This window comes from Streptomyces klenkii, assembly GCF_003626645.1.
Classification (GTDB): domain Bacteria; phylum Actinomycetota; class Actinomycetes; order Streptomycetales; family Streptomycetaceae; genus Streptomyces; species Streptomyces klenkii.
Genome location: NZ_RBAM01000002.1, coordinates 118551 through 142264, shown reverse-complemented (window position 1 = coordinate 142264; position 23714 = coordinate 118551). Strand labels below are relative to the sequence as shown.

Annotated in this window: 24 protein-coding genes; 10 read left to right on the top strand and 14 right to left on the bottom strand. The window is 71.8% G+C overall.

From position 1 onward, the window contains the following. Window positions 1-28: 28 nt before the first annotated feature. A complete protein-coding gene (locus D7231_RS04005) occupies window positions 29-313 on the bottom strand; it encodes a hypothetical protein (protein WP_120753534.1) in 285 nt (94 codons plus the stop codon). A gap of 346 nt (window positions 314-659) precedes the next feature. Here D7231_RS04005 and D7231_RS04000 point away from each other — a divergent pair, with 346 nt between their 5' ends. Next, complete coding sequence (locus D7231_RS04000; RefSeq protein ID WP_120753533.1) at window positions 660-2735, top strand: ABC transporter family substrate-binding protein; 2076 nt, start codon at window positions 660-662, stop codon at window positions 2733-2735. 197 nt (window positions 2736-2932) lie between these two features. Beyond that, complete coding sequence (locus D7231_RS03995; RefSeq protein WP_120753532.1) at window positions 2933-3244, top strand: SH3 domain-containing protein; 312 nt, start codon at window positions 2933-2935, stop codon at window positions 3242-3244. Between the two features lie 26 nt (window positions 3245-3270). On the opposite strand, the gene D7231_RS03990 is transcribed toward D7231_RS03995, so the two are convergent. From D7231_RS03990 to D7231_RS03980, 3 genes are all read right to left on the bottom strand, one after another. Then, window positions 3271-3480, bottom strand: a complete 210-nt coding sequence (locus D7231_RS03990) for a hypothetical protein (protein ID WP_120753531.1) — start codon at window positions 3478-3480, stop codon at window positions 3271-3273. A gap of 978 nt (window positions 3481-4458) precedes the next feature. Further along, on the bottom strand, window positions 4459-4650 hold the full coding sequence (locus D7231_RS03985; protein WP_120753530.1) for a hypothetical protein: 192 nt from the start codon (window positions 4648-4650) through the stop codon (window positions 4459-4461). A gap of 12 nt (window positions 4651-4662) precedes the next feature. Then, on the bottom strand, window positions 4663-5514 hold the full coding sequence (locus D7231_RS03980; RefSeq protein WP_120753529.1) for a helix-turn-helix domain-containing protein: 852 nt from the start codon (window positions 5512-5514) through the stop codon (window positions 4663-4665). 243 nt (window positions 5515-5757) lie between these two features. On the opposite strand from D7231_RS03980, the gene D7231_RS03975 reads away from it, so the two are divergent. Then, the gene (locus tag D7231_RS03975; RefSeq protein WP_120753528.1) at window positions 5758-6273 is read left to right on the top strand and encodes an ATP-binding protein; all 516 of its coding nucleotides are present in this window, start codon (window positions 5758-5760) and stop codon (window positions 6271-6273) included. Between the two features lie 21 nt (window positions 6274-6294). Continuing rightward, the gene (locus tag D7231_RS03970; protein ID WP_120753527.1) at window positions 6295-6804 is read left to right on the top strand and encodes a GNAT family N-acetyltransferase; all 510 of its coding nucleotides are present in this window, start codon (window positions 6295-6297) and stop codon (window positions 6802-6804) included. A gap of 5 nt (window positions 6805-6809) precedes the next feature. Here the strand turns inward: D7231_RS03970 and D7231_RS03965 are convergent, their stop codons facing one another. The 7 genes from D7231_RS03965 to ychF form a co-directional block, all read right to left on the bottom strand. After that, on the bottom strand, window positions 6810-9368 hold the full coding sequence (locus D7231_RS03965; protein WP_120753526.1) for a SpoIIE family protein phosphatase: 2559 nt from the start codon (window positions 9366-9368) through the stop codon (window positions 6810-6812). Window positions 9369-9538: 170 nt separating this feature from the next. Further along, the gene (locus D7231_RS03960) at window positions 9539-9979 is read right to left on the bottom strand and encodes an ATP-binding protein (protein ID WP_120753525.1); all 441 of its coding nucleotides are present in this window, start codon (window positions 9977-9979) and stop codon (window positions 9539-9541) included. Window positions 9980-10121: 142 nt separating this feature from the next. Beyond that, a complete protein-coding gene (locus D7231_RS03955) occupies window positions 10122-10526 on the bottom strand; it encodes a (deoxy)nucleoside triphosphate pyrophosphohydrolase (RefSeq protein WP_120753524.1) in 405 nt (134 codons plus the stop codon). Window positions 10527-10782: 256 nt separating this feature from the next. Next, on the bottom strand, window positions 10783-10968 hold the full coding sequence (locus D7231_RS03950) for an SPOR domain-containing protein (RefSeq protein WP_120753523.1): 186 nt from the start codon (window positions 10966-10968) through the stop codon (window positions 10783-10785). Between the two features lie 234 nt (window positions 10969-11202). Next, complete coding sequence (locus tag D7231_RS03945; RefSeq protein ID WP_120753522.1) at window positions 11203-12930, bottom strand: APC family permease; 1728 nt, start codon at window positions 12928-12930, stop codon at window positions 11203-11205. A 215-nt stretch (window positions 12931-13145) separates the two neighbouring features. Beyond that, window positions 13146-13898 carry a GntR family transcriptional regulator gene (locus tag D7231_RS03940; protein WP_120753976.1) on the bottom strand — a complete coding sequence of 251 codons (753 nt, stop codon included), beginning with the start codon at window positions 13896-13898 and terminating at the stop codon, window positions 13146-13148. A gap of 293 nt (window positions 13899-14191) precedes the next feature. Then, window positions 14192-15280, bottom strand: coding sequence for a redox-regulated ATPase YchF (gene ychF, locus D7231_RS03935; RefSeq protein WP_120753521.1), 1089 nt, complete (start codon window positions 15278-15280; stop codon window positions 14192-14194). A 200-nt stretch (window positions 15281-15480) separates the two neighbouring features. Here ychF and D7231_RS36425 point away from each other — a divergent pair, with 200 nt between their 5' ends. Continuing rightward, window positions 15481-16095, top strand: coding sequence for a DUF6542 domain-containing protein (locus D7231_RS36425; protein ID WP_158673719.1), 615 nt, complete (start codon window positions 15481-15483; stop codon window positions 16093-16095). On the opposite strand, the gene ppgK is transcribed toward D7231_RS36425, so the two are convergent. Beyond that, a complete protein-coding gene (gene ppgK / locus D7231_RS03930; protein ID WP_120753975.1) occupies window positions 15986-16756 on the bottom strand; it encodes a polyphosphate--glucose phosphotransferase in 771 nt (256 codons plus the stop codon). The genes D7231_RS36425 and ppgK overlap by 110 nt on opposite strands. A gap of 86 nt (window positions 16757-16842) precedes the next feature. After that, window positions 16843-17844, bottom strand: a complete 1002-nt coding sequence (locus tag D7231_RS03925) for a 4-hydroxy-3-methylbut-2-enyl diphosphate reductase (RefSeq protein WP_120753520.1) — start codon at window positions 17842-17844, stop codon at window positions 16843-16845. 89 nt (window positions 17845-17933) lie between these two features. On the opposite strand from D7231_RS03925, the gene D7231_RS03920 reads away from it, so the two are divergent. From D7231_RS03920 to D7231_RS03905, 4 genes are all read left to right on the top strand, one after another. Next, a complete protein-coding gene (locus D7231_RS03920; RefSeq protein WP_120753519.1) occupies window positions 17934-19292 on the top strand; it encodes an APC family permease in 1359 nt (452 codons plus the stop codon). Window positions 19293-19511: 219 nt separating this feature from the next. Beyond that, on the top strand, window positions 19512-20756 hold the full coding sequence (gene xseA, locus D7231_RS03915) for an exodeoxyribonuclease VII large subunit (protein WP_120753518.1): 1245 nt from the start codon (window positions 19512-19514) through the stop codon (window positions 20754-20756). A gap of 10 nt (window positions 20757-20766) precedes the next feature. After that, complete coding sequence (locus D7231_RS03910; protein ID WP_120753517.1) at window positions 20767-21051, top strand: exodeoxyribonuclease VII small subunit; 285 nt, start codon at window positions 20767-20769, stop codon at window positions 21049-21051. A gap of 151 nt (window positions 21052-21202) precedes the next feature. Beyond that, on the top strand, window positions 21203-21796 hold the full coding sequence (locus D7231_RS03905; RefSeq protein WP_120753516.1) for a malonic semialdehyde reductase: 594 nt from the start codon (window positions 21203-21205) through the stop codon (window positions 21794-21796). A gap of 105 nt (window positions 21797-21901) precedes the next feature. Here the strand turns inward: D7231_RS03905 and D7231_RS03900 are convergent, their stop codons facing one another. Next, the gene (locus tag D7231_RS03900; protein WP_120753515.1) at window positions 21902-22459 is read right to left on the bottom strand and encodes a DUF4245 domain-containing protein; all 558 of its coding nucleotides are present in this window, start codon (window positions 22457-22459) and stop codon (window positions 21902-21904) included. Between the two features lie 212 nt (window positions 22460-22671). Between D7231_RS03900 and glpX the strand changes: the two genes are divergently transcribed. After that, a complete protein-coding gene (gene glpX / locus D7231_RS03895; RefSeq protein ID WP_120753514.1) occupies window positions 22672-23703 on the top strand; it encodes a class II fructose-bisphosphatase in 1032 nt (343 codons plus the stop codon). Window positions 23704-23714 lie beyond the last annotated feature (11 nt).

The window sequence follows — 23714 nt, the reverse complement described above, 5'->3', positions numbered from 1 at the left end:
TGCTGCTGCGCTGCGCTGCCCGGCTCCGTCAGGGCGCGTGCCGGTCCCGCGCGCCGAGGCCCTCGTCGTCCACGTCCTTCCACAGGGACGCGTCGTAGGGGGTGTCGGGGACCGGCACGGTCTCGGGGCGGGGCTGCCCCGCGGGGTGGACCTCGCGCAGGAGGGTGACGCTCTCGCGCAGGTGGGCGGCGTCCGTCCGCACCCGGCGCAGCTCGAGGTCCTGGCTGCCCAGGTGCTTCTCCAGCCGTGCGAGCGCCCGGCCGAGATCGTCCAGGCAGCGCTGGACCGCGGTCACTTCGTCTTGCAGGGACATGTCTGGCTGACCCTCACTTCCGCAGTCGGCAGTTGCGGGTGGCGACGGTGATGCGACTGAGAGTGTCGCGCGTCACACCCCTCCGGGGGAAGATAGCGATCGCGCCTTCGCCGGAACGGGTGCGGCGCGCGCCGGGAGTCCGCAGAAACGTTCGTTCATGAGCGGCACGGCGATCGCCCCGCCCGCCGGAGGGCCGCAGAATCGTTCGTCCACGCGGGTGGCGTACACCCGGGCGGCGCGTGTCGACGGGCAGCCGGACCGACTGTCGCATTCAGTGGTGAGCAGTAGATGCGATCAGCGGCGCATTACGCCGTACGAGTCCGGTGAGTCCGTCGGAGGTAGCACCATGGCCCCTCTCACTCCCCCGCGGCCCACGCGGTCCCGTACGCGCCGCCGCGCCGCCCTGCTGGCCGCCGGGCTCCTGCTCCCGCTGCCTCTCCTCGGCGGCTGCGGCGACCAGCGCGACGGCACCGGCACCGTCACCCCGCAGGACATCGGCGCCGCCCCGCGCGCCGGGATCCGCGACGGCGGCACCCTCACCTGGGCCGTCGACGCCCTGCCCAGCACCCTCAACACCTTCCAGACGGACGCCGACCCCACCACGCAGCGGGTCGCCGGGGCCGTCCTGCCCGCCCTGTTCACCACCGACGGGCGCGGCCGCCCGCAGCGCAACCCCGACTACCTGCGCTCCGCCGAGGTCGTCCAGCGCGAGCCCCACCAGGTCGTCGTCTACAAGCTCAACCCCAAGGCCGTCTGGAGCGACGGCAAGGCCCTGACCGCCGCCGACTTCGAGGCCCAGTGGAAGGCCCTGCGCGGCAAGGACAGCGGCTACTGGGCCGCCCACAACACCGGCTACGACCGGATCGACCGCGTCGAGCGCGGCGCCGACGAACACGAGGTCAAGGTCACCTTCGCGCGCAGCTGCGCCGACTGGCCCGCCCTCTTCACCCCCCTCTACCCCCAGGCCGTCACCGGCAGCGCGGACGACTTCAACGACAGCGCCCGCAAGGACCTCAAGCTCTCCGCGGGCCCCTTCCGCGTCGCCGCCCGCGACGACGACGAGGGCACGCTCACGCTCGCCCGCGCCCCCAAGTGGTGGGGCGAGCCCGCCAAGCTCGACCGGCTCGTGCTCCGGGCCCTGCCCCGCACCGAGCGGGCCGCGGCCCTGGCGGCCGGCAAACTCGACCTCGCCGACGTGGGCGCCGCCGACGCCGGCCGCATCGCCGCCGCGGGCAAGCCCGCGAAGCAGGACAAGGGCGACAAGCCGCCGGCCTCCGCGCCCGTCCGCCCGGCCGCGCTGCGGGGCATCGTCGTCCGCAAGTCCCTGGAACCCGCGTACACCCAGCTCGCCCTCAACGGCGCGAGCGGCCCCCTCGCCGACGAACGCGTCCGCCGGGCCATCGCACGGGCCATCGACCGCCGCGCCATCGCCAAGTCCGTCCTCGGCCCGCTGGGCCTGCCCGTGGACCCGCTCGGCAGCCACCTCTTCCTTTCCGGCCAGGACGGCTACGAGGACAACAGCGACGCCCTCGGCGGCCCCGACCCCAAGGCCGCGCAGGCCCTCCTCGCCGAGGCGGGCTGGAAGCGCGCGGAGGGCGACGGGCGGAAGACGGCGGCGGGGGCGGGGGCCGGGGCGGCGGATGGCCGAGCGGGTACGGGGCGGGTGCGGGGGCTGCGGCCCGGGCCGGAGGCGGGGCCGGGGCCGGTGCCGTCGGGGGGGTCGGCGGAGGCGGATGAATCGGGAGCCGCCAGTGTCGCTGGCGTCACGGGCGTCTCCGGTATCTCCGACGATGATGAAACGGAGTACGCCGCGGACGACAGCCTCGACGACGGCACGGGTCCCGACGGCAAGCCGGCCGCCGACGGAGGCCGCGCGGCGGCCGCCCCGGTCCGCATGAAGAACGGCAAGAAGCTCACCCTCCGCTTCGTGGTGCCGGTGAGCGCGGGCGCGGACTCCCTGCGGTCCGTGGCCGACCGCATCGCCCGCCGCCTGGACGCGGTCGGCATCGGCACCGAAGTGACCAAGGTCGGCGACGCCGGCTTCTTCAAGGACCACGTCGCCGCCGGCAGCTACGACCTGGCCCTCTACTCCTGGCCCGCCACCCCGTACCCCTCCACCGACGCCCGCCCCGTCTACGCCAAGCCCCAGCCGGCGGCGGACGGCTCCCTGGTGGTGGAGCAGAACTACACGCGCGTCGGCACGGACCGCATCGACCAGCTCTTCGACCAGGCGTCCACGGAACTCGACACGGAAGCCTCCCGCGACCTGGCGGGCCGCGCGGACGCCCGCATCTGGTCCCTGGCCGGCTCGATCCCCCTGTACCAGCGCCCGCAGCTGGTGGCGGCGAGGAAGACGGTGGTCAACGCGGGAGCGTTCGGGTTGGGGTCGCCTCGGTATCAGGACATCGGGTTCCGGAAGTAGGGGGGTGGGGGGTGGGGCCCCGGGGGGCTGGGGCGGGGGCGGGGGGCGGGGCTCCGGGGGGACTGTCACCGATCAGTCATGGACATGTCTTGAAATGACGTCAGGACCCTTTTCAAGATCATTCCGCTGATAGGTTCCCGTCTCGCCGAGTCCAAGATCATCGGGACTCGGCGAGACCATCGTTTGAGGAGCAACAAGTGAATTCTGTAATTCGGGGGAAGAGCGCGGGCAAGCGTGCCGGTGCGGTGGCGGGCCTGCTGGTCGCCGCCACGCTCGGCGGCGCGGCTCTGGCGGCGCCGGCATACGCCGACGACGTCTACGGCCACTGCACGGGCGAGGGCGTGCGCATCCGCGCCGCCGCGAGCACGTCCAGCTCGGTCGTCGGGCTCTGCTACAGCAACCACCGCCTGGCACACCGTGACGTCTCGGGCGACGGCCAGTGGGACAAGGTCTACGACGTGAACACCGGCGCGTCCGGCTGGATCTCGCACGGCTACTGGAGCTGGTAAACCGCAGCCGGGGGCGCGGGGGGTCCCTACCCCGCGTCCCCTAGCCCTAGCAGGTGGTCGGCCTTGCCGGCCTTGATGTCACGGATCAGCGCGCGCAGGGCATCGCGGGTGTCGGTGACGTAGTGGTCCTCGGAGCCGGTGACGGCGATGTAGGCGTTGCCGTCGGGGTCGGTGCCTATTCGGAAGCAGTTGTTTCCTGCGCCGCAGAACGGCTCTTCCCAGCTGATGTGAGACACAGCTGCCCTCCTCTAAAGCTCGGATGCGATTCCGCGGAGGTACATACCCTGTCCGTGCGGGTACCACTGCGCTTTCAAGAGCCGCGCCGTCTGGACGCGGGTCAAGACAGGCTGGCAGCAGGGGGAGGGGTGGGGGGTGCGGGCACGTCGGGTGTCCGTCGCTCGGTGGGCAGTTGGCCGCCGTACTCCTGCCGTCGCGGATGCACGAGCGTGAGGAGACCTTGCGCATGCGGTTGGGCTGAGGGGGAGCGGGCTGCTGCCGCGATGTGGCTTGGCCCGTCGTGGGCGCATTCGCTCAGCTCGTCACCGTCGTGGCTGAGCGGCCGAGTGCGGATGGTGGGGGCTGGTGCCCTCTCGGCGCGGAAATCCACCAGCGGGGCCGAGCTGCGCGGCGTAGAAGCGCGCGGGCAGTGCAGTGGGTGCGCCTCACCAGCCCCAGCGGGCAGCCCGTGCCTCCGCCGCCCCACTACCGGCTGCGGGTGGTGGTGGGTGGCCGTTGCGGGCCGAAAGCCACCCGCTCCGCGGCCGTACGCGGCGGAGAAGTGCGCGGGGAATGCAGTCGGTGCGCCTCACAGACCCCACCGGGCAGTCCGCGCCTCACGAGCCTCGCTGGCCTTCCCGGGCAGGAAGTCACCCGGCCCGGCGGCCGTACGCGGCATACAAGTGACCCGAGAGCGTCAGCCGCCCACCTCGCCCCCCCCCCGACCGTCCGCGTCTCACCAGCCACACTCCACCTTCCACCCGGCCGCTCAGCCACGACGGTGGCGCGCCTAGTGGAACGCCCACGACGGGAGAAACCACATCGCGGCAGCAGCCCGCTCCCCATCAGCCCAGGCTGATGGGGAGGTCTCCTTACGCGCCCGCATCTGTGACGGCAGGAGTACGGCGCCCAGCAACCCACCGGGCGTCGGACACCCGAGAACCGCAAGCCCCCCACCCTCCCCCCGCTGCCAGCCTGTCTTGACCCCAGCCACCCCGTCAGAGCAAGTGGTCCGCCTTGCCCGCCTTGATGTCACGGATCAACGCGCCGAGTGCCGCGCGGGTGTCGGTGACGTACTGGTCCTCGGCGCCGCTGACAGCGATGTAGGCGTTGCCCGCGGCGTCGGTGCCTATTCGGAAGCAGTTGCTGCTGTCACCGCAGAACGGGTCTTCCCAGCGGATGTACGACATGGTCGCCTTCCTTCAGAGGTCGGATGCGATTCCGTGGATGAAGTCACGTGATTGCTCTACGCCGAGGGCTGCCTGCTCCATCCAGTCCAGGTGGGCCCTGTACCGGGCGATCTGTGATTCCACAGACAGAAAGATCGGTCCGCCGACCGCGTCAAGCAGAATGGTGTCGAGCTGCGTCACCGGTCCTTCGGCATACGTCATCGCGTTCCCTGCACCGGGAAACACCCCGGTCTCCACAGGTACTACCCGCAGCACGATGTTCTCGCGCTCGGACATGAGCAGAAGATGTTCGAGCTCCTCCCGCATCACCACACTGCCGCCGAACTGCATACGCAGGGCAGCCTCATGGATGAATCCTGTGTATTGCAGAGGCGCGGCCCCGTCGAGGACTTGCTGACGCTGCATCCGGTGCGCAACCCGGAGCTCAACTTCCAGTCGAGGTAGGGCCGGAAGCACACCACCGAAGATCGCTCGGGCATACTCCTCCGTCTGGAGAAGCCCGGGAAGGTGCATCACCTGAGTGGTGTGCAGCCGGACCGCATTCCACTCCAACTCCGCGATGTCCAACAGCCCTACGGGCAGCGTCCCCCGGAACTGTTCCCACCAGCCGCGCTCGCGCTTCTGGGCCATCGCGGCCAGAGCCTCGATGTAATCCCCGTCGGCACACGCGTAGTGGCAAGCCAAGGTCCGGAGTCGGTCGGGCGTGATGATGCGTACGCCGGACTCGATGTTGGAGATCTTCGTGCGGTCGATGCCGAGCAGCCCGGCGGCGTGGTCTGTCGTAACCCCTGCGGCTAAGCGCATCTTGCGCAGCTCGGCGCCGAGCCGTTTCTGGCGTTCCGTGGGTGTTGTCCTGGGTGGCATGCGCCCTTCCTACCGCCTCTGGATGGCCCGTTCATAAAGCGCTGGCCACACTTCACTCGATCGAGGCAATAGCCACACAAGACGTGGCACACGTGTCAGTACGTGGCTAGCTTCGGTGTCACACCGGACAGCACGGCGCAGCCGGAAGCGCATCGTACGGGCGGCTCTGACCCCTGCCCTGAGACAGGCCACCGGCTGGGCGCCGTACCGCGGAACTCACCACCCACCACCCGGAGCCGCCGCATGCCCTCCACCGACACCGACACCCTCTGCCCCCTCATCACCCCACTCCCCGTCAACCCCTCCACCCTCGCCACCACCCAGCGCCCCGCCTACAAGCCCCGCTCCTCCGACCCCTCCGCGCTCTCCTACAGCTTCACCGTCCCCGGCGACCCCCTCTCCGCCACCGTCGTACGGACCACCACCCGCAGCGTCCTGCGCGCCCACGGACTCACCGCGATCGAAGAAACCGCCCTCTCCGCAGCCGGAGAACTCGTCGCCTGCGCGACGCAGTTCGCACCCGGACAGGATCTCTACCACTCGATCCGCTGGTGCGACGGCGCGGTCCGGATCGTCAACTGGGACGCCCACCACGCACACTCCGACCCCCGCGACGCCGCCCGCTGCACCACCTACCGCAAGCGCGCGCTGCTACTCCTCGCCGCCGTCATCCACGAATGCGGCGGCGACTGGGGCATCAGCAAGAGCGGCCCCACCACCGAAGGGACCCTGGTCTGGGCCCGGCTGCCGTTGGGCTGAGCCGCGTGCGACGCTCGTAGGGTGACCCCGTACGGACCCGTCAGCGTCCAGCGGCTGGACGGACCCGCCGCCGCGGAAGCGGCGGAGGCGTTCCGGCTGGTCTACGCGGAGGTGTTCGCCGGGCCGCCGTACTTCGAGACCGAGGACGGCGTCGCGGCCATGTTCCGGCGGTTTCCCGTCCGGACCCGCGAGCCGGGGTTCCGCGGTGCCCTCGCCCGTACAGGTGAGGGCGAGCCGGTCGGCATCGCGTACGGCTACCCGCTCCGTACGGATCCCGGGGTCTTCAAGCTGATGGAACTCGCCGTACGCGCCCCGTGGCGCCGGCGCGGCGTCGGACGTGCACTGCACGACACCGTCGTCGGCGGCCATGCGGCCGGCCGCATGGCCCTCGTCACCCTCGACGTCCACCGGGACAACACCGCCGCGCAGGCCGCCTACCGCTCGTGGGGCTACGAGAAGACCGGCGAGACTCGGCCGTGGCCGGGCGCCGACCCGCACGACGTACTGCTCCTGGCGCTGCCCCGCGCGTAACGGCATCAGTACAGGCTCAGCAGGGCCTCCACCGCGTCCGGTGCCGGGAACTCCCCGTCCGGCAGGGCCAGCTCGAACCAGACGGTCTTGCCGTGGGGGGTCCGGCGGCTGCCCCACGCCGCGCTGAGCATGCCGACGAGTTGCAGGCCGCGCCCGCCCTCGTCGGTGTCGCGGGCGCGCCGCCGCCGGGGCTGGACGAGGCCGCCGTCCCAGACCTCGCAGACCAGGGTGCGGTCCAGCAGCAGCCGCAGGCGGATCTCGCCCTCGCCGTAGCGGAGGGCGTTGGTGACGAGCTCGCTCACGAGGAGTTCGGTCGTGTCGACGAGGTTGTCCAGACCCCACTGCGGGAGCTGCTCGCGGGCCAGCTCGCGGGCGCGGGCGACGGAGCGGGGTTCGGCGGGGAGCGTCCAGTCGCCCACGTGGTCGTCGGGCAGGCCGCGCAGCCGGGCCATGAGGAGGGCGATGTCGTCCTCGCCGTGGTGGGTGTCGAGCGCGCCGAGGACGTGCTCGCAGACCTCCTCCAGGGGGCGGGAGGGGCCCGTGAGGGCCTCGCGGAAGGCCTCCAGGCCCTCGTCCAGGGCGTGGTCGCGGGATTCGACGAGGCCGTCCGTGTAGAGCGCCAGGAGGGCGCCGTCCGGCAGCTCGACGACGGTCTCCTCGAAGAGCTCCCCGCCGACGCCGAGCGGCATGCCGGGCTGGACGTCGAGCAGTTCGGCGGGGCGGCCGGCCTCGACGAGGACGGGCGGCAGGTGGCCGGCGTTGGCGATGGTGCAGCGCCGGGTGACGGGGTCGTAGACGGCGTAGACGCAGGTGGCCAGGTAGACCTCGGAGAGGTCGGCGGCCCGCACCCCGCCCCGTACGCCGCGCGTGGAGGACTGGCCGCCGCCGGGGCGGCCGAGGCCGTGGGCGATCTCGTCAAGGGCGGAGAGGACCTCCGCCGGCTCCAGGTCGAGCATGGCCAGGGTGCGGACGGCGGTGCGCAGCTCGCCCATGGCGACGGCCGCGCGCAGGCCGCGGCCCATGACGTCGCCGACGACCAGGGCCGTGCGGTGCCCGGGCAGCTCGATGACGTCGAACCAATCGCCGCCGACCTCGGTGGCGGCGTTGGCGGGCAGATAGCGGCAGGCGATCTCCAGGCCGGCGGCCTCGGGGTCGCCGGGGGGCAGCAGGCTGCGCTGGAGGATGACGGCGCGTTCGTGCTCGCGCCGGTAGAGGCGGGCGTTGTCGATGCAGACGGCGGCGCGGGCGGCCAGCTCGACGGCGAGCGCCGTGTCCCGTTCGCCGAACGGCTCGCTGCCCTTCGTACGGGAGAACTGTGCGAGGCCGACCACCGTGTCGCGGGCGACCATCGGCACGGCGAGGGTGGACTGCACGACGGCGCCGAGCTCCGGCCCGTCCTCACCGTCCCGCCGCGGAATGACCTGCACCTGCGCGGTGCGCAGCGCGGCGGCGCACGGCGAGTGGAAGGCGTAGCGGTGCACCTCGCCGACCTGGACGGGCTTCTCGCCGCCGGCCACGGGCGCGCCGGAGACCGCGCTGGCGTACGCGACGCGGCGCAGCTCGGCGCTGCCGTCGGCGAGGCCGGGCGGGGCTTCGTCGCCGGCGAGGAGGCCCTGGTAGAGGTCGACGGAGGCGAGGTCGCAGAACTGGGGGACGGCGACGTCCAGCAGCTCGCGGGCGGTGGTCTCCAGGTCCAGGGAGTTGCCGATGCGTGCGCCGGCCTCGTTGAGCAGGGCGAGGTTGCGGCGGACGCCGGCGGCCTCGCGCTCGGCGCGGCGGCGGCCGGTGACGTCGGTGGCGAGGGCGGCGACGCCGATGGGGCGCCCGCTGCCGCTGTGCAGCCGGTAGAGCGAGACCGACCAGCGGCGGCGCTCGCTGTGCCCGGGCACGGGGCCGACCAGCTGAATGTCCGACACAGGCTTGCCGGAGTCGAGGACTTGGCGCAGGGCGGCGGTGAGCCGCTCGGCCTCGCCGCGGGGCAGGAAGTCGTGCGGGGTTCGGCCGCGGTGCCAGTCGGCGGGGCGGCCGAAGGCCTGGGCGAAGCTCTCGTTGACGCGCAGCAGCGTGAGGTCGGTGCCGAAGAAGAAGAATCCCAGCGGAGATTGGCCGAAAACGGCTTCGGAGGCCGCGATGTCGGTCTCTATTCCGCGCAGCGCCCGGACGTCGACGGCGACGCAGAGCGCGGCGCGCTCCCCGCGCTCGTTCTGCGTCGGCATCACGTAGATCTCGGCGAGGCCGGACTGCCCGTCAGGCAGCTCGCCCGGAGCCTGCCCGCCGTCGTAGGGGCGGCCGTCGCCGCTGCGCTGATACGGGATCAGGCCCGTCCACTCGCGGCCGTCGAGGCCGCCTTCGCCGAGGAAGGGCGCGGCGGGCTGCGGGCGGCCGGGCGCTCCGGCCGGGGCCAGCACCTCCAGCGGGTCCTTGCCGACGGCGTGCCGGGCCGTTATCCCGAAGAGCTCGGCCGCGCGCTCGCTCCACTGCTCGATCCGCCCGTCGGGCCCGAGGGAGAAGGAGGCGACGCGGATGTAGTCGTAGAGGGATCCGGGCGGGTTGTTCTGCCACATCTCGGCGGCGCGCGATCCCTGCGCCGAACCGCCCGCCGCACCCGCTGCCTTTTCGCTCACGTGCCCGTCCCCTCCGGCTCTTGTGCTCGCACCGGCATCAGAAGGCCGAGTATCCAGCACAGGGGCCCTTCGGAACACGGACTTCACGATCACAGCACGGTCTCAACCCGTTATGGGTCATCCCCGGGCCGGCGGCCCGGCAAGCCCAGTTCGAACCACACGGTCTTCCCGGTGTTGCCCCGTCGCGTTCCCCAGCGGCGGGAGGCGCATGCGACGAGCTGGAGACCGCGTCCGCCCTCGTCGTCGGGGTCGGCCGCGCGCTCGCGGGGCGGGTCGGGGAGCGGGTCGGAGACCTCCACCAGAAGGGTGGGTCCCGCGTGGGAGTACATCCTTACCCCGATCGGTCCGCTCGCGTACCGCAGGGAGTTGGTGACGAGCTCGCTGACCAGCAGCACCGTCACGTCCGTGACGCCGTCCATGCCCCAGTCGTGCAGGGTGTCGCGGACGAGGGTGCGGGCGGTGCGGACGGCCCCGGGCTCGGCAGGGAAGCTCCACTCGGCGAAGCCGGGCGTCGACGCCAAGGTCCCCGCGCTGTCGTTCACGCCGACCACTTCCCAGACCGCTGCGGACCCGCCGGGTTTACCCGGTTCAGGGTGAATAATCAGCACATACCCGGTATGCGGTGCCGCCTATCTTCTCCGGCGGTCCGAGCTGGTCACCAGTGCGGCAGATGGCGTAGCGGAGTGCGCCCGGTCACGCCTCCGCGCGCCGGAGCAGGTCCGCCGCGAGCGCCACGGCGGGGCGGTCCTGATCGAGCCAGTCCACGTCGCCGACCTCGTCGGGGGCGAGCCAGCGCAGCTCGTCGTGGTCCTGGAGCGGGCGCGCCTCGCCGGCCCGGAGCCGGGCCGTCCACACGTGCAGCACGTACGGGGGGCGCAGGGGCCACTCGCCCGCGACGCGCTCCAGCGGCTCGGCCTCCACGCCGAGCTCCTCGCGCAGCTCGCGCACGAGCGCCTGCTCGGCGCTCTCGCCGGGCTCCAGCTTGCCGCCGGGCAGCTCCCAGCGGCCGGCGAGCTCCGGCGGGGCGGTGCGCCGTGCGGCGAGCAGCCTGCCCTCGTGGAGCAGGGCGGCTCCTACGACCACGCGTACGTTCGTCATACCCAGCAGCGTAGGGCCCGTGCGGGCGGCGCTTGACGGGGGCTGCCGGCACGGCGACGGCGGTGTGCAGCGGTGTGGCGCCGGGCCGGCGCGCGTACGACACGGCCGACCTCACGCGGCACGGCACCGCCGGTCCGCGGCGTCGTGGCGCCTCGCCGTTGCGGCGAAAGAGCATCACCTGCCGCGACGCCAGAAGGGCCCGACGGCGGACTTCCCGCGTACCGGGGCCGTCACGGGCGCCCCGGCCGGCCGCAGGTCACGACGCCGCGCGGCCGCCCATGCGCTCGACTATGTAGAGGCGGCGGCGGTCGCCGGCGGCGTCGAGGCGGCCGACGACCTTTTCCGCCTCGGTCCTGGTCGCGTAGCGCCCCACGCGGTAGCGGTTGCCGTTCTCGTCCTGGCGGATCACCAGCCACGGCAGAACCGGTCCGCTGTCTGTCATCGCCCCTGCCTTTCCGCCGCCACGAGCGCCGGCGCACACCCCTTGGCTTTTCCCGGAGAAACCGCAGTACGCATATGCCCGAGCGTACGCCCGACCTTTACGCAGCGGATACGGTTTTTTACGAAGAGGCACGCATTCGGCCACCGGGCCCCGGGGGCACGGATGCGAGAAGGGGCGGCCGGGGACCCTTGCGGGCCCTCGGCCGCCCCTGCGCGGCACGGGAGGTCGTACCGGCTACGACTTCGACAGGGAGGGCTCGGAGGAGGCCTCCGGGTCCGCGGAGCCGGCTGCGGCCTCGGCGGCCTCGGCGGCGGCCAGCTCCTTCTCGGTCGCGACGAGGGTCGGGTTGCGCCAGGCGCTGCGCACGCCCCAGGCGTAGAACACGAGCGCGATCATGACGACGACCACGATGTCCCAGCCCTGGGCGAGGTAGCCCTTGCCGCCGAACTCGGTGCCGCCGGCCCACGAGACGAAGGCCATGACCAGCAGGTACGTGACCATCCAGGCGCCGGCCATCAGGTGCGGCTTGAGCTCGGCCCACGGCTTGCGCAGCTCGTACCAGGCCCAGATCGGCAGGCCGATCGCCATGATGAAGATGACCTTGCCCGTCAGCGGCCAGCGGGCCCAGTACATGACCAGGGAGCCGAAGATCATCGCGATGGGGGCGATGACCGGCATGGCCTTCAGCTTGACCGGGCGCTTCATGTCCGGCGAGAGGCGGCGCAGCGACATCACGGCGACGGGGCCGGTGATGTACGAGATGACGGTGGCGACACCGACGATCTCGGCGATCGAGCCCCAGCCGCGGAAGACGGCCAGGAAGATGAAGGAGATCACCAGGTTGAGCAGCAGGGCCGGCTTCGGGACGCCGGTCTTGGGGTCGACCTTGCCGAAGACCTTCGGCAGGTGGCCGTTCTCCTGGACACCGTTGATCATGCGGGACGTGGTGGCCGCGTAGATCATGCCGGTGCCGGACGGGGAGATGAAGGCGTCCGCGTACAGCAGCAGCGCGAGCCAGTTCAAGCCCCAGGTGATGGACAGGTCCGCGAGCGGGGACTTGTAGGCCAGGGTGTTCCAGCCGCCGGAGAGGTCCGCGGCCGGGACGGCCATCAGGAAGGCGACCTGGAGCGCGATGTAGATGACCAGGGCGATCAGGATGGAGCCGACGACGGCCTTCGGCAGCGACTTGCCCGGGTTACGGGCCTCGCCGGCCATGTTGAGCGGCGACTGGAAGCCGTTGAAGGCCCAGACGATGCCCGCGACGGCGACGGCGCTGAAGACGGCGCTCCAGCCGTTGGGGGCGAAGCCGCCGTGCTGGGAGCCGACGTTGCTGGTGTCGAAGTGCGCGAAGATCAGCGCGCCCGCGGTCAGCGCCGGCACCACGACCTTGAACACGGTGATCGCGTTGTTCGTCTTGGCGAACAGGGTGATCGCGAACCAGTTCAGGAAGAAGTAGAAGACGACCAGGACGCTGGCGGCGGCGAGGCCGGTGCCGGTGAGCTCCTTGCCGTCGAAGAGCTTGCCCGCCCAGTCGAACTTCCACGAGCTCATGTACTGGATCGAGGCGGTCGCCTCACCCGGGATGACGGAGACGATGGCGATCCAGTTGGCCCAGGCGGCCATGTAGCCGGCCAGCGAGCCGTGCGAGTACTGGCCGTAGCGCACCATGCCGCCGGCCTTCGGGAACATCGAGCCGAGCTCGGTGTAGGTGAGGGCGATGGTCAGCGCCACGATGGCGCCGATGACCCAGGCGAAGATGGCGGCCGGGCCGGCCAGCACAGCGGCGCGCTCGGCACCGAAAAGCCAGCCGGAGCCGATGATCGACCCGAGTCCGACGGCCGTCAGGGCCGTCGTGCCCAAGGTCCGGCGGTAATTCGAGTTCGAGTGGGAACCCTGTTCGGTACTCAAGCCCCGGATCTCCTTTTCTCTGTACTCCCCACGGCAGGACACAAACCGCGCCATCGTACGAGCGATTTGGACGGCTGGATTCCGCGAAAAGCCGCTGACCTGGGTGTATGTGAGTTTTGCAACAGAAAAATTGACCCGGGGTAACCGGGTCAAAGCTGGACATACCATGCACTACTTACCAGTGAGTAAAGAATGACGGGCGGTGCCGCGGGTGCGGCACCGCCCATGCGTCACAGCCGCGTCATGGCGGCTTCACAGTCCCGTCACGGCTACTTCACCGGCAGGTGGTACGCGACGCGGTAGCGATCGGCCAGGACGACGATTTCGGCCGTCTCCACCGGGCAGCCGCCCGCGAAGAACGTGCGCGTGACGACGACGACGCAGTGGCCGGGCACCCCGCCCAGCGCCAGGACCTCCTCCGCGAGCCCGGGCCGGGCGCTGACCTCCTCCGCGACGTTGTCCACGATGAGGTCGATGGCGGCCATGCGCTCGACGACGCCGCGGCCGGCCAGCGGCCCCTCCTCAGGGAGCATCACCGGCGTGCGCCCCGTGACGGACAGGGGCTCCCAGGACGTGGAGAGCATGACGGGCTCCCCCTGGGCCCGGAAGACGTAGTCGGTGCGCATCGTGCGGTCGCCGGTGGCGATGCGCAGGCGGCGGGCGACGACGGCGTCCGCCGCGACCTGCTCGCTGCGCGACTCCCAGGCGCCCTTGACGCGGCTGTCCGCCTGCTCCTGACGGAAGGGCGTCGACTCGCCCGCGGGTCTGTATCCCGTCCGGACCAGGGTGCGCGGCACGGGCTGCTCGCGCACATACGTGCCGGACCCGGACCGGCCCTCCACCAGGCCCTCCGCCATCAGGACCTTGCGGGCCTCCAGGGCCACGGTGTCCGAGACGCCGTACTGCTCCCGGATGCGCGCCTGGGAGGGCAGCCGGGTATGCGGCGGCAACTCGCCGGCGACGATCTTCTGACGCAGATCGCCGGCCACTCGAAGGTACGCGGGCTGGTCACCGAAGGCCACGGCCACTCCCAACAGGTTGACAGTCCGCAACAGCTTGGCAACCCATGGTTGCGATCCGCAACTCAAGGCCATAGATTCACTAGATGTAGTGAATTGCAGCTCAGGGACGCTTAGTTGGCGGCAGCACCCACACATGCAGCGAGCACTACCCCCCGGCACATCCGCAAATATGCACCGGGCGATGCATACCCAGGCCCCGCGCGGCAAACACGCTCCGTGACGAAAGATGGGAACGAAAAAGGGCCGACCCCGAGGGGTCAGCCCTTCTTCAAAAGAGATCAAATGAGGACAGGTCAGACGTTGAACCTGAACTCGACGACGTCGCCGTCCGCCATCACGTACTCCTTGCCCTCCATGCGGGCCTTGCCCGCCGAGCGGGCCTCGGCCACGGAGCCCGTGGCGACGAGGTCCTCGAAGGAGATGACCTCGGCCTTGATGAAGCCCTTCTGGAAGTCCGTGTGGATGACGCCGGCCGCCTCGGGGGCCGTGGCGCCCTTCTTGATCGTCCAGGCGCGGGTCTCCTTGGGACCGGCCGTCAGGTAGGTCTGGAGGCCCAGGGTGTCGAAGCCGACGCGGGCGAGGGTGGCCAGGCCCGGCTCCTCGGCGCCGACGGACGCCAGGAGCTCCATGGCGTCCTCCTCGTCCAGCTCGGCCAGGTCGGCCTCCAGCTTGGCGTTGAGGAAGATGGCCTCGGCCGGGGCGACCAGCGCGCGCTGCTCGTCCTTGAAGCCCTCGTCCGTCAGCTCGTCCTCGTCGACGTTGAAGACGTAGAGGAAGGGCTTGGTGGTGAGGAGGTGGAGGTCGTGGAGGAGCTCCTCCTTGCCCGAGCCCTGGACGATGCCCGCCGAGAAGAGCGTCTCGCCCTTCTCCAGGATCTCCTTGGCCGCCTCGACCGCCGCGACCTTCGGGGCGACGTCCTTCTTGATCCGCGACTCCTTGACCAGGCGCGGCAGGACCTTCTCGATGGTCTGGAGGTCGGCGAGGATCAGCTCGGTGTTGATCGTCTCGATGTCGTCCTTGGGCGAGACCTTGCCGTCGACGTGGACGACGTTCTCGTCCTTGAAGGCGCGGATGACCTGGCAGATCGCGTCGGACTCACGGATGTTCGCCAGGAACTTGTTACCCAGGCCCTCGCCCTCGGAGGCGCCGCGGACGATGCCCGCGATGTCGACGAAGTCGACCGTGGCGGGGAGGATCTTCTGCGAGCCGAAGATCTCCGCGAGCTTCTGGAGACGGGCGTCGGGAACGCCGACGACGCCCACGTTCGGCTCGATGGTGGCGAACGGGTAGTTGGCCGCCAGCACGTCGTTCTTGGTCAGGGCGTTGAACAGGGTCGACTTGCCGACATTCGGCAGACCGACGATTCCGATCGTGAGCGACACGTGGCGACTTCCCGTAGGTTCCAAAGGGTCCGCGGCCCGCTGGCGGGCCGGTCATGGCCCACTGCCGGGCCGGTCATCCAGTCTACGGGTCCACCCGCCGGGCGGCCCCGTGCGGACTATCAGTCGAACGCACGGCCAAGCTGGCTCAAACCGCGTGTCCCGTGCCGGATTCCTCCCGCCCGCCGACCTAGTTTGGTCGGGTGGAGCAACCCAGCACGCGCACGCCCCGGGGCAAGGCCCGCCGTGTCCCTCCCGTGCCGCGGCCGGCGGCGCCCGTGGGACAGCGCGGGGCCGCCGGCCTCCGGCGGCCCCGCGGCGGGACCTCCGCCCCGCGGCTGCGGGGCCCGGGGCGGCTGCCGGCGCCCCGGCTGACCGGGCTCGGCAGCGGCCTGCTGACCACCCTGTGGATGCTCGGAACCGGCTGGCTGGACTCCGTGACGAGCCGCTCCCCCGGCTTCTACGGCGTCGTCTTCCTGCTGGCGGGCGCCGTGTGCGCCCTGTGGGTGCGCCCGGCCGACCTGGCCACCGCGCCGGTCGCCGCCCCCATCGCCTTCGCGGTGGGGGCGGTGCCGCTGGTGGACGCCGAGGGCGGCGTGGGCAGCAGGGTCATGGGCCTGGTCACCCTGCTGTCGCTGAATGCGGGCTGGCTCTACGCGGGCACGCTGCTGACCGCGCTCGTGGCGCTCTCCCGCCGGGTCGCGGTCGTCAGGCGGCGGAGGCGGGCACGGCTGCGCCGGACGCAGCGGCAGCGGCCATCGCGGCCCCCACGATCCCCGCGTTGTTCTCCAGCACAGCGGGCACGATCTCGGCGCTGACGCCCTCGATCAGCGGCAGGAACTTGTCGGCCTTGCGGCTCACGCCGCCCCCGATGATGAACAGGTCGGGCGAGAACAGCATCTCCACGTGGGCGAGGTAGCGCTCCACGCGCCGGGCCCAGTGGTGCCACTTCAGGCCCTCCTCCTCCTTGGCGCGGGTCGAGGCGCGGGTCTCCGCGTCGTGGCCCTGGAGCTCCAGGTGGCCCAGCTCCGTGTTGGGCACGAGCTTGCCGTCGCTGAAGACGGCGCTGCCGATCCCGGTGCCGAAGGTCAGCATGATCACGGTGCCGTTGCGGCCCCGGCCGGCGCCGTGGGTCATCTCCGCCAGCCCGGCCGCGTCGGCGTCGTTGATCACGGTGACGGGGGCGCCGATCCGCTCGCCGAGGAACCAGGCGGCGTCCCAGCCGATCCAGCCCTTGTCGACATTGGCGGCCGTACGGGTCGTGCCGCCGACGACCACGCCGGGGAACGTCGCCCCCACTGGCCCGGCGGGCGGCCCGAAGTGCTCCACGACCTGCCGGACGCAGTCCGCGACCGCGTCGGGGGTCGCCGGGTGGGGAGTGAGGACTTTGAAGCGCTCCTCGGTGAGCTCGCCCCGTGTCACGTCGACCGGCGCGCCCTTGATGCCCGATCCGCCGATGTCCACGCCGAATACGTTCATGGCCACCACGCTACGGCGTGGTGGCCATGTGCGCAGGGGTCCTGCGCGGGTGTGCGGCGGGGTCCTGGAGCGGCCCCGCCCCGTCCTTACGCGGACTCGCCGCCGGTGAGCTTCGAGGCCGCCTCCGCGCGCAGGTCGCGGCGCAGCTCCTTCGGCAGGGAGAAGGTGATGCTCTCCTTGGCGGAGGTGATCGTCTCGACGTCGCCGTAGCCGCGCTCGGCCAGCCAGTCCAGGACGCCCTCGACGAGGATCTCCGGGACGGAGGCGCCGGAGGTCACGCCGACGGTGGAGACGCCGTCCAGCCACGCCTCGTCGATCTCGTCGGCGTAGTCCACGAGGTGGGCGTCCTTGGCGCCGGCGCCCAGGGCGACCTCGACCAGGCGGACGGAGTTCGAGGAGTTCTTCGAGCCGACGACGATCACCAGGTCGGCGTCGGCGCCCATCTGCTTGACCGCGGTCTGCCGGTTCTGTGTGGCGTAGCAGATGTCGTCCGACGGCGGGGAGAGCAGGTTGGGGAACTTCTGCTGGAGCGCGCCGACGGTCTCCATGGTCTCGTCGACCGAGAGGGTGGTCTGGGAGAGCCAGACGACCCGGTCCGGGTCGCGCACCTCGACGTTCGCCACGTCGCCGGGGCCGTCGACCAGGGTGATGTGGTCGGGCGCCTCGCCGCTGGTGCCGATGACCTCTTCGTGGCCCTCGTGGCCGATCAGGAGGATGTCGTAGTCCTCCTTGGCGAAGCGGACGGCTTCCTTGTGGACCTTGGTGACCAGCGGGCACGTGGCGTCGATCGTGGCGAGCTTGCCGCGCTCCGCCTCGTCGTGCACGACCGGGGCGACGCCGTGCGCGGAGAAGATGACGATGTTGCCCTCGGGCACCTCCTCCGTCTCGTCGACGAAGATCGCGCCCTTCTTCTCCAGGGTCTTCACCACGTATTTGTTGTGGACGATCTCATGACGCACGTAGACGGGGGCGCCGTACTGCTCCAGGGCCTTCTCGACGGCGATCACGGCGCGGTCCACACCCGCGCAGTAGCCACGGGGGGCGGCGAGGAGGACCTTGCGGGCGGTGGGTGCAGTCATGCCGTCCATCGTAAGGGCCCGCGGTGCCGACCGGCGGCGCGCGGCGGGGTGGGGCACGATGACGGAAGCCGCGATTCCGTCAGCTCCAGGGACTGCCCATGACCGCACCCGTGACCGCAGCAGCCGGCGGCACCGGCGGAAAGCTCCACCGCACCCTCACCTTCCGGGACCTGGTCGTCTACGGGATGCTCTTCATCGCCCCCATGGCGCCGGTGGGGATCTTCGGCACGCTGGACGCGAAGTCGCACGGGGCGGTGGCCCTGGTCTACGTCGTCGCGACCGTCGCGATGGCCTTCACGGCCTTCTCGTACGCGCAGATGGTGCGGGTCGCCCCGCAGGCCGGCTCGGTCTACACCTACGCGCGCGTGGGGCTGGGTGAGGGACCGGGGTTCGTCGCGGGGTGGATGGCCCTGCTCGACTACCTGCTGATCCCGGCGGTCGCGTACCTCTTCTCGGGCATCGCCCTGCACGCGCTGGTGCCGTCGGTGTCGCAGTGGGTGTGGACGGCCGTCGCGGTGGCGGTGACGACCGCGCTGAACCTCGCGGGCGTGCGGACGGCGGCCCTGGCCGGCTTCCTGGTGCTGGCGATGGAGATCGCCGTCCTGCTGGTCTTCGTGGTCTGCGCGGTCTTCGCGCTCTCTGACCGCGGGGCGCAGCGGGGCTGGCTGTCGCCGCTGACCGGCGAGGCCGGCTTCACCACGGGGGCGGTGATCGCGGCGGTGTCGGTGGCGGTGCTGTCGTACCTGGGCTTCGACGCGATCGCCGCGTTCGCGGAGGAGGCGGCGGGGGGTTCGGAGCGGGTGGCGCGGGCCGTGGTGACGTGCCTGGCGGTGGCGGGCGTGCTGTTCGTCGTCCAGACGTACCTGGCGGCGCTGCTGGCGCCCGTGTCGGCGGCGGAGCTGGCGGCGAATCCGGCCGCGCAGGGCTCGGCGTTCTACGACACGGTGGACTCGGCGACGGGCCGCTGGCTGCACGACCTGGTAGCGGTCAGCAAGGCGATCGGGGCGGCGTTCGCGGCGCTGGCCGGGCAGGCCGCGGCGGGGCGGCTGCTGTTCGCGATGGCGCGCGACCGGAGGCTGCCGGGCGTGCTGTCGAAGGTGGACCGGGCCTCGGGCGTCCCGCGCGTGGCGGTGCTGGGGGCGGCGGTGGTCAACCTGGTGGCGGCGGTGTGGGCGGCGCGGCGGGACGACGGGCTGGACCGGCTGGTGTCGGTCGTGGACGTGGGGGCGCTGGTGGCCTTCGCGCTGCTGCACCTGTCGGTGATCGGCTGGTTCGCGGTCCGCCGGCGGGGCGGCGAGCTGCGGCCCGTACCGCACGTGGTGGTGCCGCTGCTGGGGCTGGCGGTGGTGATCGCGGTGATCGTCAAGGCGGCCCCCACGGCCCAGATCGTGGGCGGCGTGTGGCTGGTGGCGGGGCTGGGGGTACTCGGGGCGGAGGCGCTCCGCGGGGATCGCTAGCGCTGGGCTGAGCGGATTCCGGCACCGCCGGACCGCGCCGCGGTGGTTGAGCGCCGCGGCGGCGGTCTTGAGAGGCGAGGCCTCTCGACCGGTGGAGCCGGCGCACCGCGCCCGAAGGAACACCCACCGCCGCGGCGCTCCGCCCCCACGGCCAGGGTCCGGCCGAATACCCGGCCACCGAACCCCGTACGTGTCAGCACCCCGCACTACGCTCGCCCCATGGCCCTCAACACGTCCCCCGAAGCCCCCGTCCCCGTGGGGCAGGTCTCGCGGCTCATCGGTGGCTGGATCGACCGGCTCGGCGCGGTGTGGGTCGAGGGGCAGATCACACAGATCTCCCGCCGCCCGGGCGCCGGCGTCGTCTTCCTGACGCTGCGCGACCCGGCGCACGACGTCTCGCTGTCCGTCACCTGCTACCGCGCGGTCTTCGACCGGGTGGCCGACGTCGTCTCGGAGGGCGCGCGCGTCGTCCTGCACGCCAAGCCGGAGTGGTACGCGCCGCGCGGCCAGCTGTCCCTGCGGGCGGCGGAGATCCGGCCGGTGGGCGTCGGGGAGCTGCTGGCGCGGCTGGAGCAGCTGAAGAAGTCCCTCGCCGCGGAGGGCCTGTTCGCGGCGAGCCGCAAGCGGCCGCTGCCGTTCCTGCCGCAGCTGATCGGCCTGGTCTGCGGCCGGGCCTCGGCCGCCGAGCGGGACGTCCTGGAGAACGCCCGGCACCGCTGGCCCGCGGTCCGCTTCGAGGTCCGCAACGTGCCCGTGCAGGGCGTGCACGCGGTGCCGCGCGTCATCGAGGCCGTCGAGGAGCTCGACAAGGCACCGGACGTGGACGTGATCATCGTGGCGCGCGGCGGCGGCAGCGTGGAGGACCTGCTGCCGTTCTCCGACGAGCGCCTGGTGCGGTCCGTGGCCGCGTGCCGCACGCCGGTGGTGTCGGCGATCGGCCACGAGCCGGACTCGCCGCTGCTGGACCTGGTCGCCGACCTGCGCGCGTCGACGCCGACGGACGCGGCGAAGCGCGTCGTGCCGGACGTCGGCGAGGAGCTGGCCCGCGTCCGCCAGCTGCGCGAGCGGGCCCTGCGCTGCGTCACCGCGCACCTGGACCGCGAGGAGCGCGGCCTGGCGTCGGTGCGGGCCCGGCCGTCCGTGCAGCGCCCGCAGCGGATGGTGGAGGAGCGCGAGGCCCAGGTCGGGGCGCTCACCGACCGGGCCCGCCGCACCCTCGGCCACCTGCTGGACCGCGCCGACTCGGAGCTGTCGCACACGCACGCGCGCGTGGTGGCCCTCTCCCCGGCGGCGACGCTGCGCCGGGGCTATGCCGTGCTCCAGCACGCGGACGGCTCCGTGGTGCGGGACGCGGCGGAGGTGAGCGCGGAGGAGGAGCTGCGGGCGCGGGTCGCGGAGGGCGAGTTCACGGTGCGGCCCGTCACCGGCTCCGTCGCGGGGCCCGCTGTCGGACCCCCCGCATAGGCTGGTGGCCATGGCGACGACAACGGATGCGGCGGCGAACGCGCTGGGGTACGAGCAGGCTCGCGACGAGCTGATCGAGGTCGTGCGCCGCCTGGAGGCGGGCGGCACGACGCTGGAGGAGTCGCTGGCCCTGTGGGAGCGCGGCGAGGAGCTGTCGAAGGTGTGCCGGCGCTGGCTGGAAGGCGCGCGGGCCCGGCTGGACGCGGCGCTGGCCTCGGAGGAGGAGACGGCAGCCGCGGAGGAAGCGGGCGGGGCGGCCGAGGGCGGCCCGGAGGGCTCCGAAGACCAGGGCTGACCTGGGCGTATGCCATCGGGGGCGGGTGTGCAGGCCTGACTTCGGCCTGACCTCACAGGCATCTAGTTGAAGTTTCAGTTGAATTTTCATCCACTTGGCGTAAAGTAGACCTCACAAGCCTCCCTTTACGCACGCAAGTAGGTGTCCCCCCATGTCCCTCGCCCTCGACTCCGCCGCTCAGGACCTGCTCTTCCGTGACGCGCACACGGCCGGCGCCTTCGCCGACGAGCCGGTGACCGACGAGCAGATCCAGGCGATCTACGACCTGGTGAAGTACGCCCCGACCGCGTTCAACCAGTCGCCGCTGCGCATCGTGCTGATCCGCTCCGCGGAGGCCCGCGAGCGCCTCGCGCCCCTCATGGCCGACGGCAACCGCGACAAGACCATGGCCGCCCCGCTCGTCGCGATACTCGCCACGGACAACGAGTTCCACGAGGAGCTGCCGACGCTGTTCCCGCACTTCCCGCAGGCCAAGGACGTCTTCTTCGCGGAGCGCCCGGTCCGCGAGCAGTCCGCCGCGGCCAACGGCTCCCTCCAGGCCGGCTACTTCATCCTGGGCATCCGCGCCGCCGGCCTGGCCGCCGGCCCGATGACCGGCTTCGACTTCGCGGGCGTCCAGAAGGAGTTCCTGGACGGCGACCACACCCCGCTGATGATCGTCAACATCGGCAAGCCGGCCGAGGAGGGCGCCTACCGCCCGCGCTCGCCGCGCCTGTCCTACGAGCAGGTCGTCACCACCGTCTGAGGCGCCACGGTCCGGACCACCACGGTCCGAGCCACCACTGCCTGACCCGTACGCCGCCCGCACGCCTTCGCGCGCGGGCGGTCCGGCGGCACCGGCCGTCGCGCTCTAGCCCTTTTCGGCGCCCTTCACGGTGCCCTTCTCGGCCTTGAGCGCGGCGGCCATCTGCATGAGCCGCTCGTGGGAGGCGGTGCCGGTGACGACCGTGGTCACGCCCTTCTCCTCCCGCACGAGCGCGTTGTACTTCTCGCCCTCGTACTGCCGCCACGTGACGTCGCCGACCCGCTGCGTCTTCGGCGTCTTCTCCGCGCGCCGGCTCGCGTCGTCGATGAAGGCCCGGGCCGGCCCGTCGCTCTGCTCGACGGCCACGTACTGGGTGTCCGGGTCGAGGAAGCCCAGGTGCCAGACGGAGCCGTCCTTGCCGCCCGCCTTGTACGAGACGGAGGTCGCGCGCCAGTCGCCGCCGAGCCCGGCGGGGGCCGCGACCGGGTACGGCGCCGCGCGCCGTGCCGTGTCCAGCTCGACGCGGTAGTCGACGGTGCGCACCGGGTCGTTGTTCTCGTCGTGCGGAATGAAGACATAGCTGACGAAGGCCACGGGGATCACCGCCGCCAACGCGAGCACCATGTTCCGTACGGTCTGCGCCTTGGGATTCCTACCTGCCACGCCCCCATCGTCCCCCATGGCCCGGCCGATCTTCCCGCGCCCCCTCCGGAAGGCGTCTCCGGGAGGCTCCCGCCGCCCCTTGACACCGCTCATGCGTGGGGCCCTCTGCTCACTCTCGCAGTGAACAGATAAAGTCATCAGCACCCTCACCTTCTGCCCCTTTCGGGGGAGAGGTTCCTGCGGCCGTCGCCGTACAGAAAGGTTGCGCTCCGATGACCGAGCATCATCTGCCGTCCCAGCTCGAGGTCAGCCCCGAGGCTCCCGACCGCAACCTCGCCCTGGAGCTCGTCCGGGTCACCGAGGCCGGTGCCATGGCATCGGGCCGCTGGGTCGGCCGGGGCGACAAGAACGGCGCGGACGGCGCCGCGGTCAAGGCCATGCGCGCACTGATCGGCACCGTCTCGATGAACGGCGTCGTCGTCATCGGCGAGGGCGAGAAGGACAACGCCCCGATGCTGTACAACGGCGAGCGCGTGGGCGACGGCACCGGTGCCGAGTGCGACGTGGCCGTCGACCCGGTGGACGGCACGACCCTCACCGCCAAGGGCATGGCCAACGCCGTCTCCGTGATGGCCGTCGCCGACCGCGGCACCATGTTCGACCCGTCCGCGGTGTTCTACATGGACAAGCTGGTCACCGGCCCGGAGGCGGCGGACTACGTCGACATCAACGCCCCCGTCGCCGTCAACATCCGCCGGATCGCCAAGGCCAAGCACTCCTCCCCCGAGGACGTCACGGTCGTCGTCCTGGACCGCCCCCGCCACGACGGGCTCGTCAAGGAGATCCGCGAGGCCGGCGCCCGGATCAAGTTCATCGCCGACGGCGACGTGGCCGGCGCGATCATGGCCGCCCGCGAGGGCACCGGCGTGGACCTGCTGCTGGGCATCGGCGGTACGCCGGAGGGCATCATCGCGGCCTGCGCGATGAAGTGCATGGGCGGCACCATCCAGGCCCGGCTGTGGCCGAAGGACGACGAGGAGCGGCAGCGCGCGATCGACGCGGGCCACGACCTCGACCGCGTCCTGCACACGAACGACCTGGTCAGCGGCGAGAACGTGTTCTTCGTGGCGACCGGCATCACCGACGGCGAGCTGCTGCGCGGGGTGCGGTACCGCGCGGAGACGGCGACCACGCAGTCGCTCGTGATGCGGTCGAAGTCGGGCACGATCCGGCAGATCGACTCGACGCATCGCCTGTCGAAGCTGCGGGCGTACAGCACGGTGGACTTCGAGCGCCCCAGCTGACGCCCCGCGGG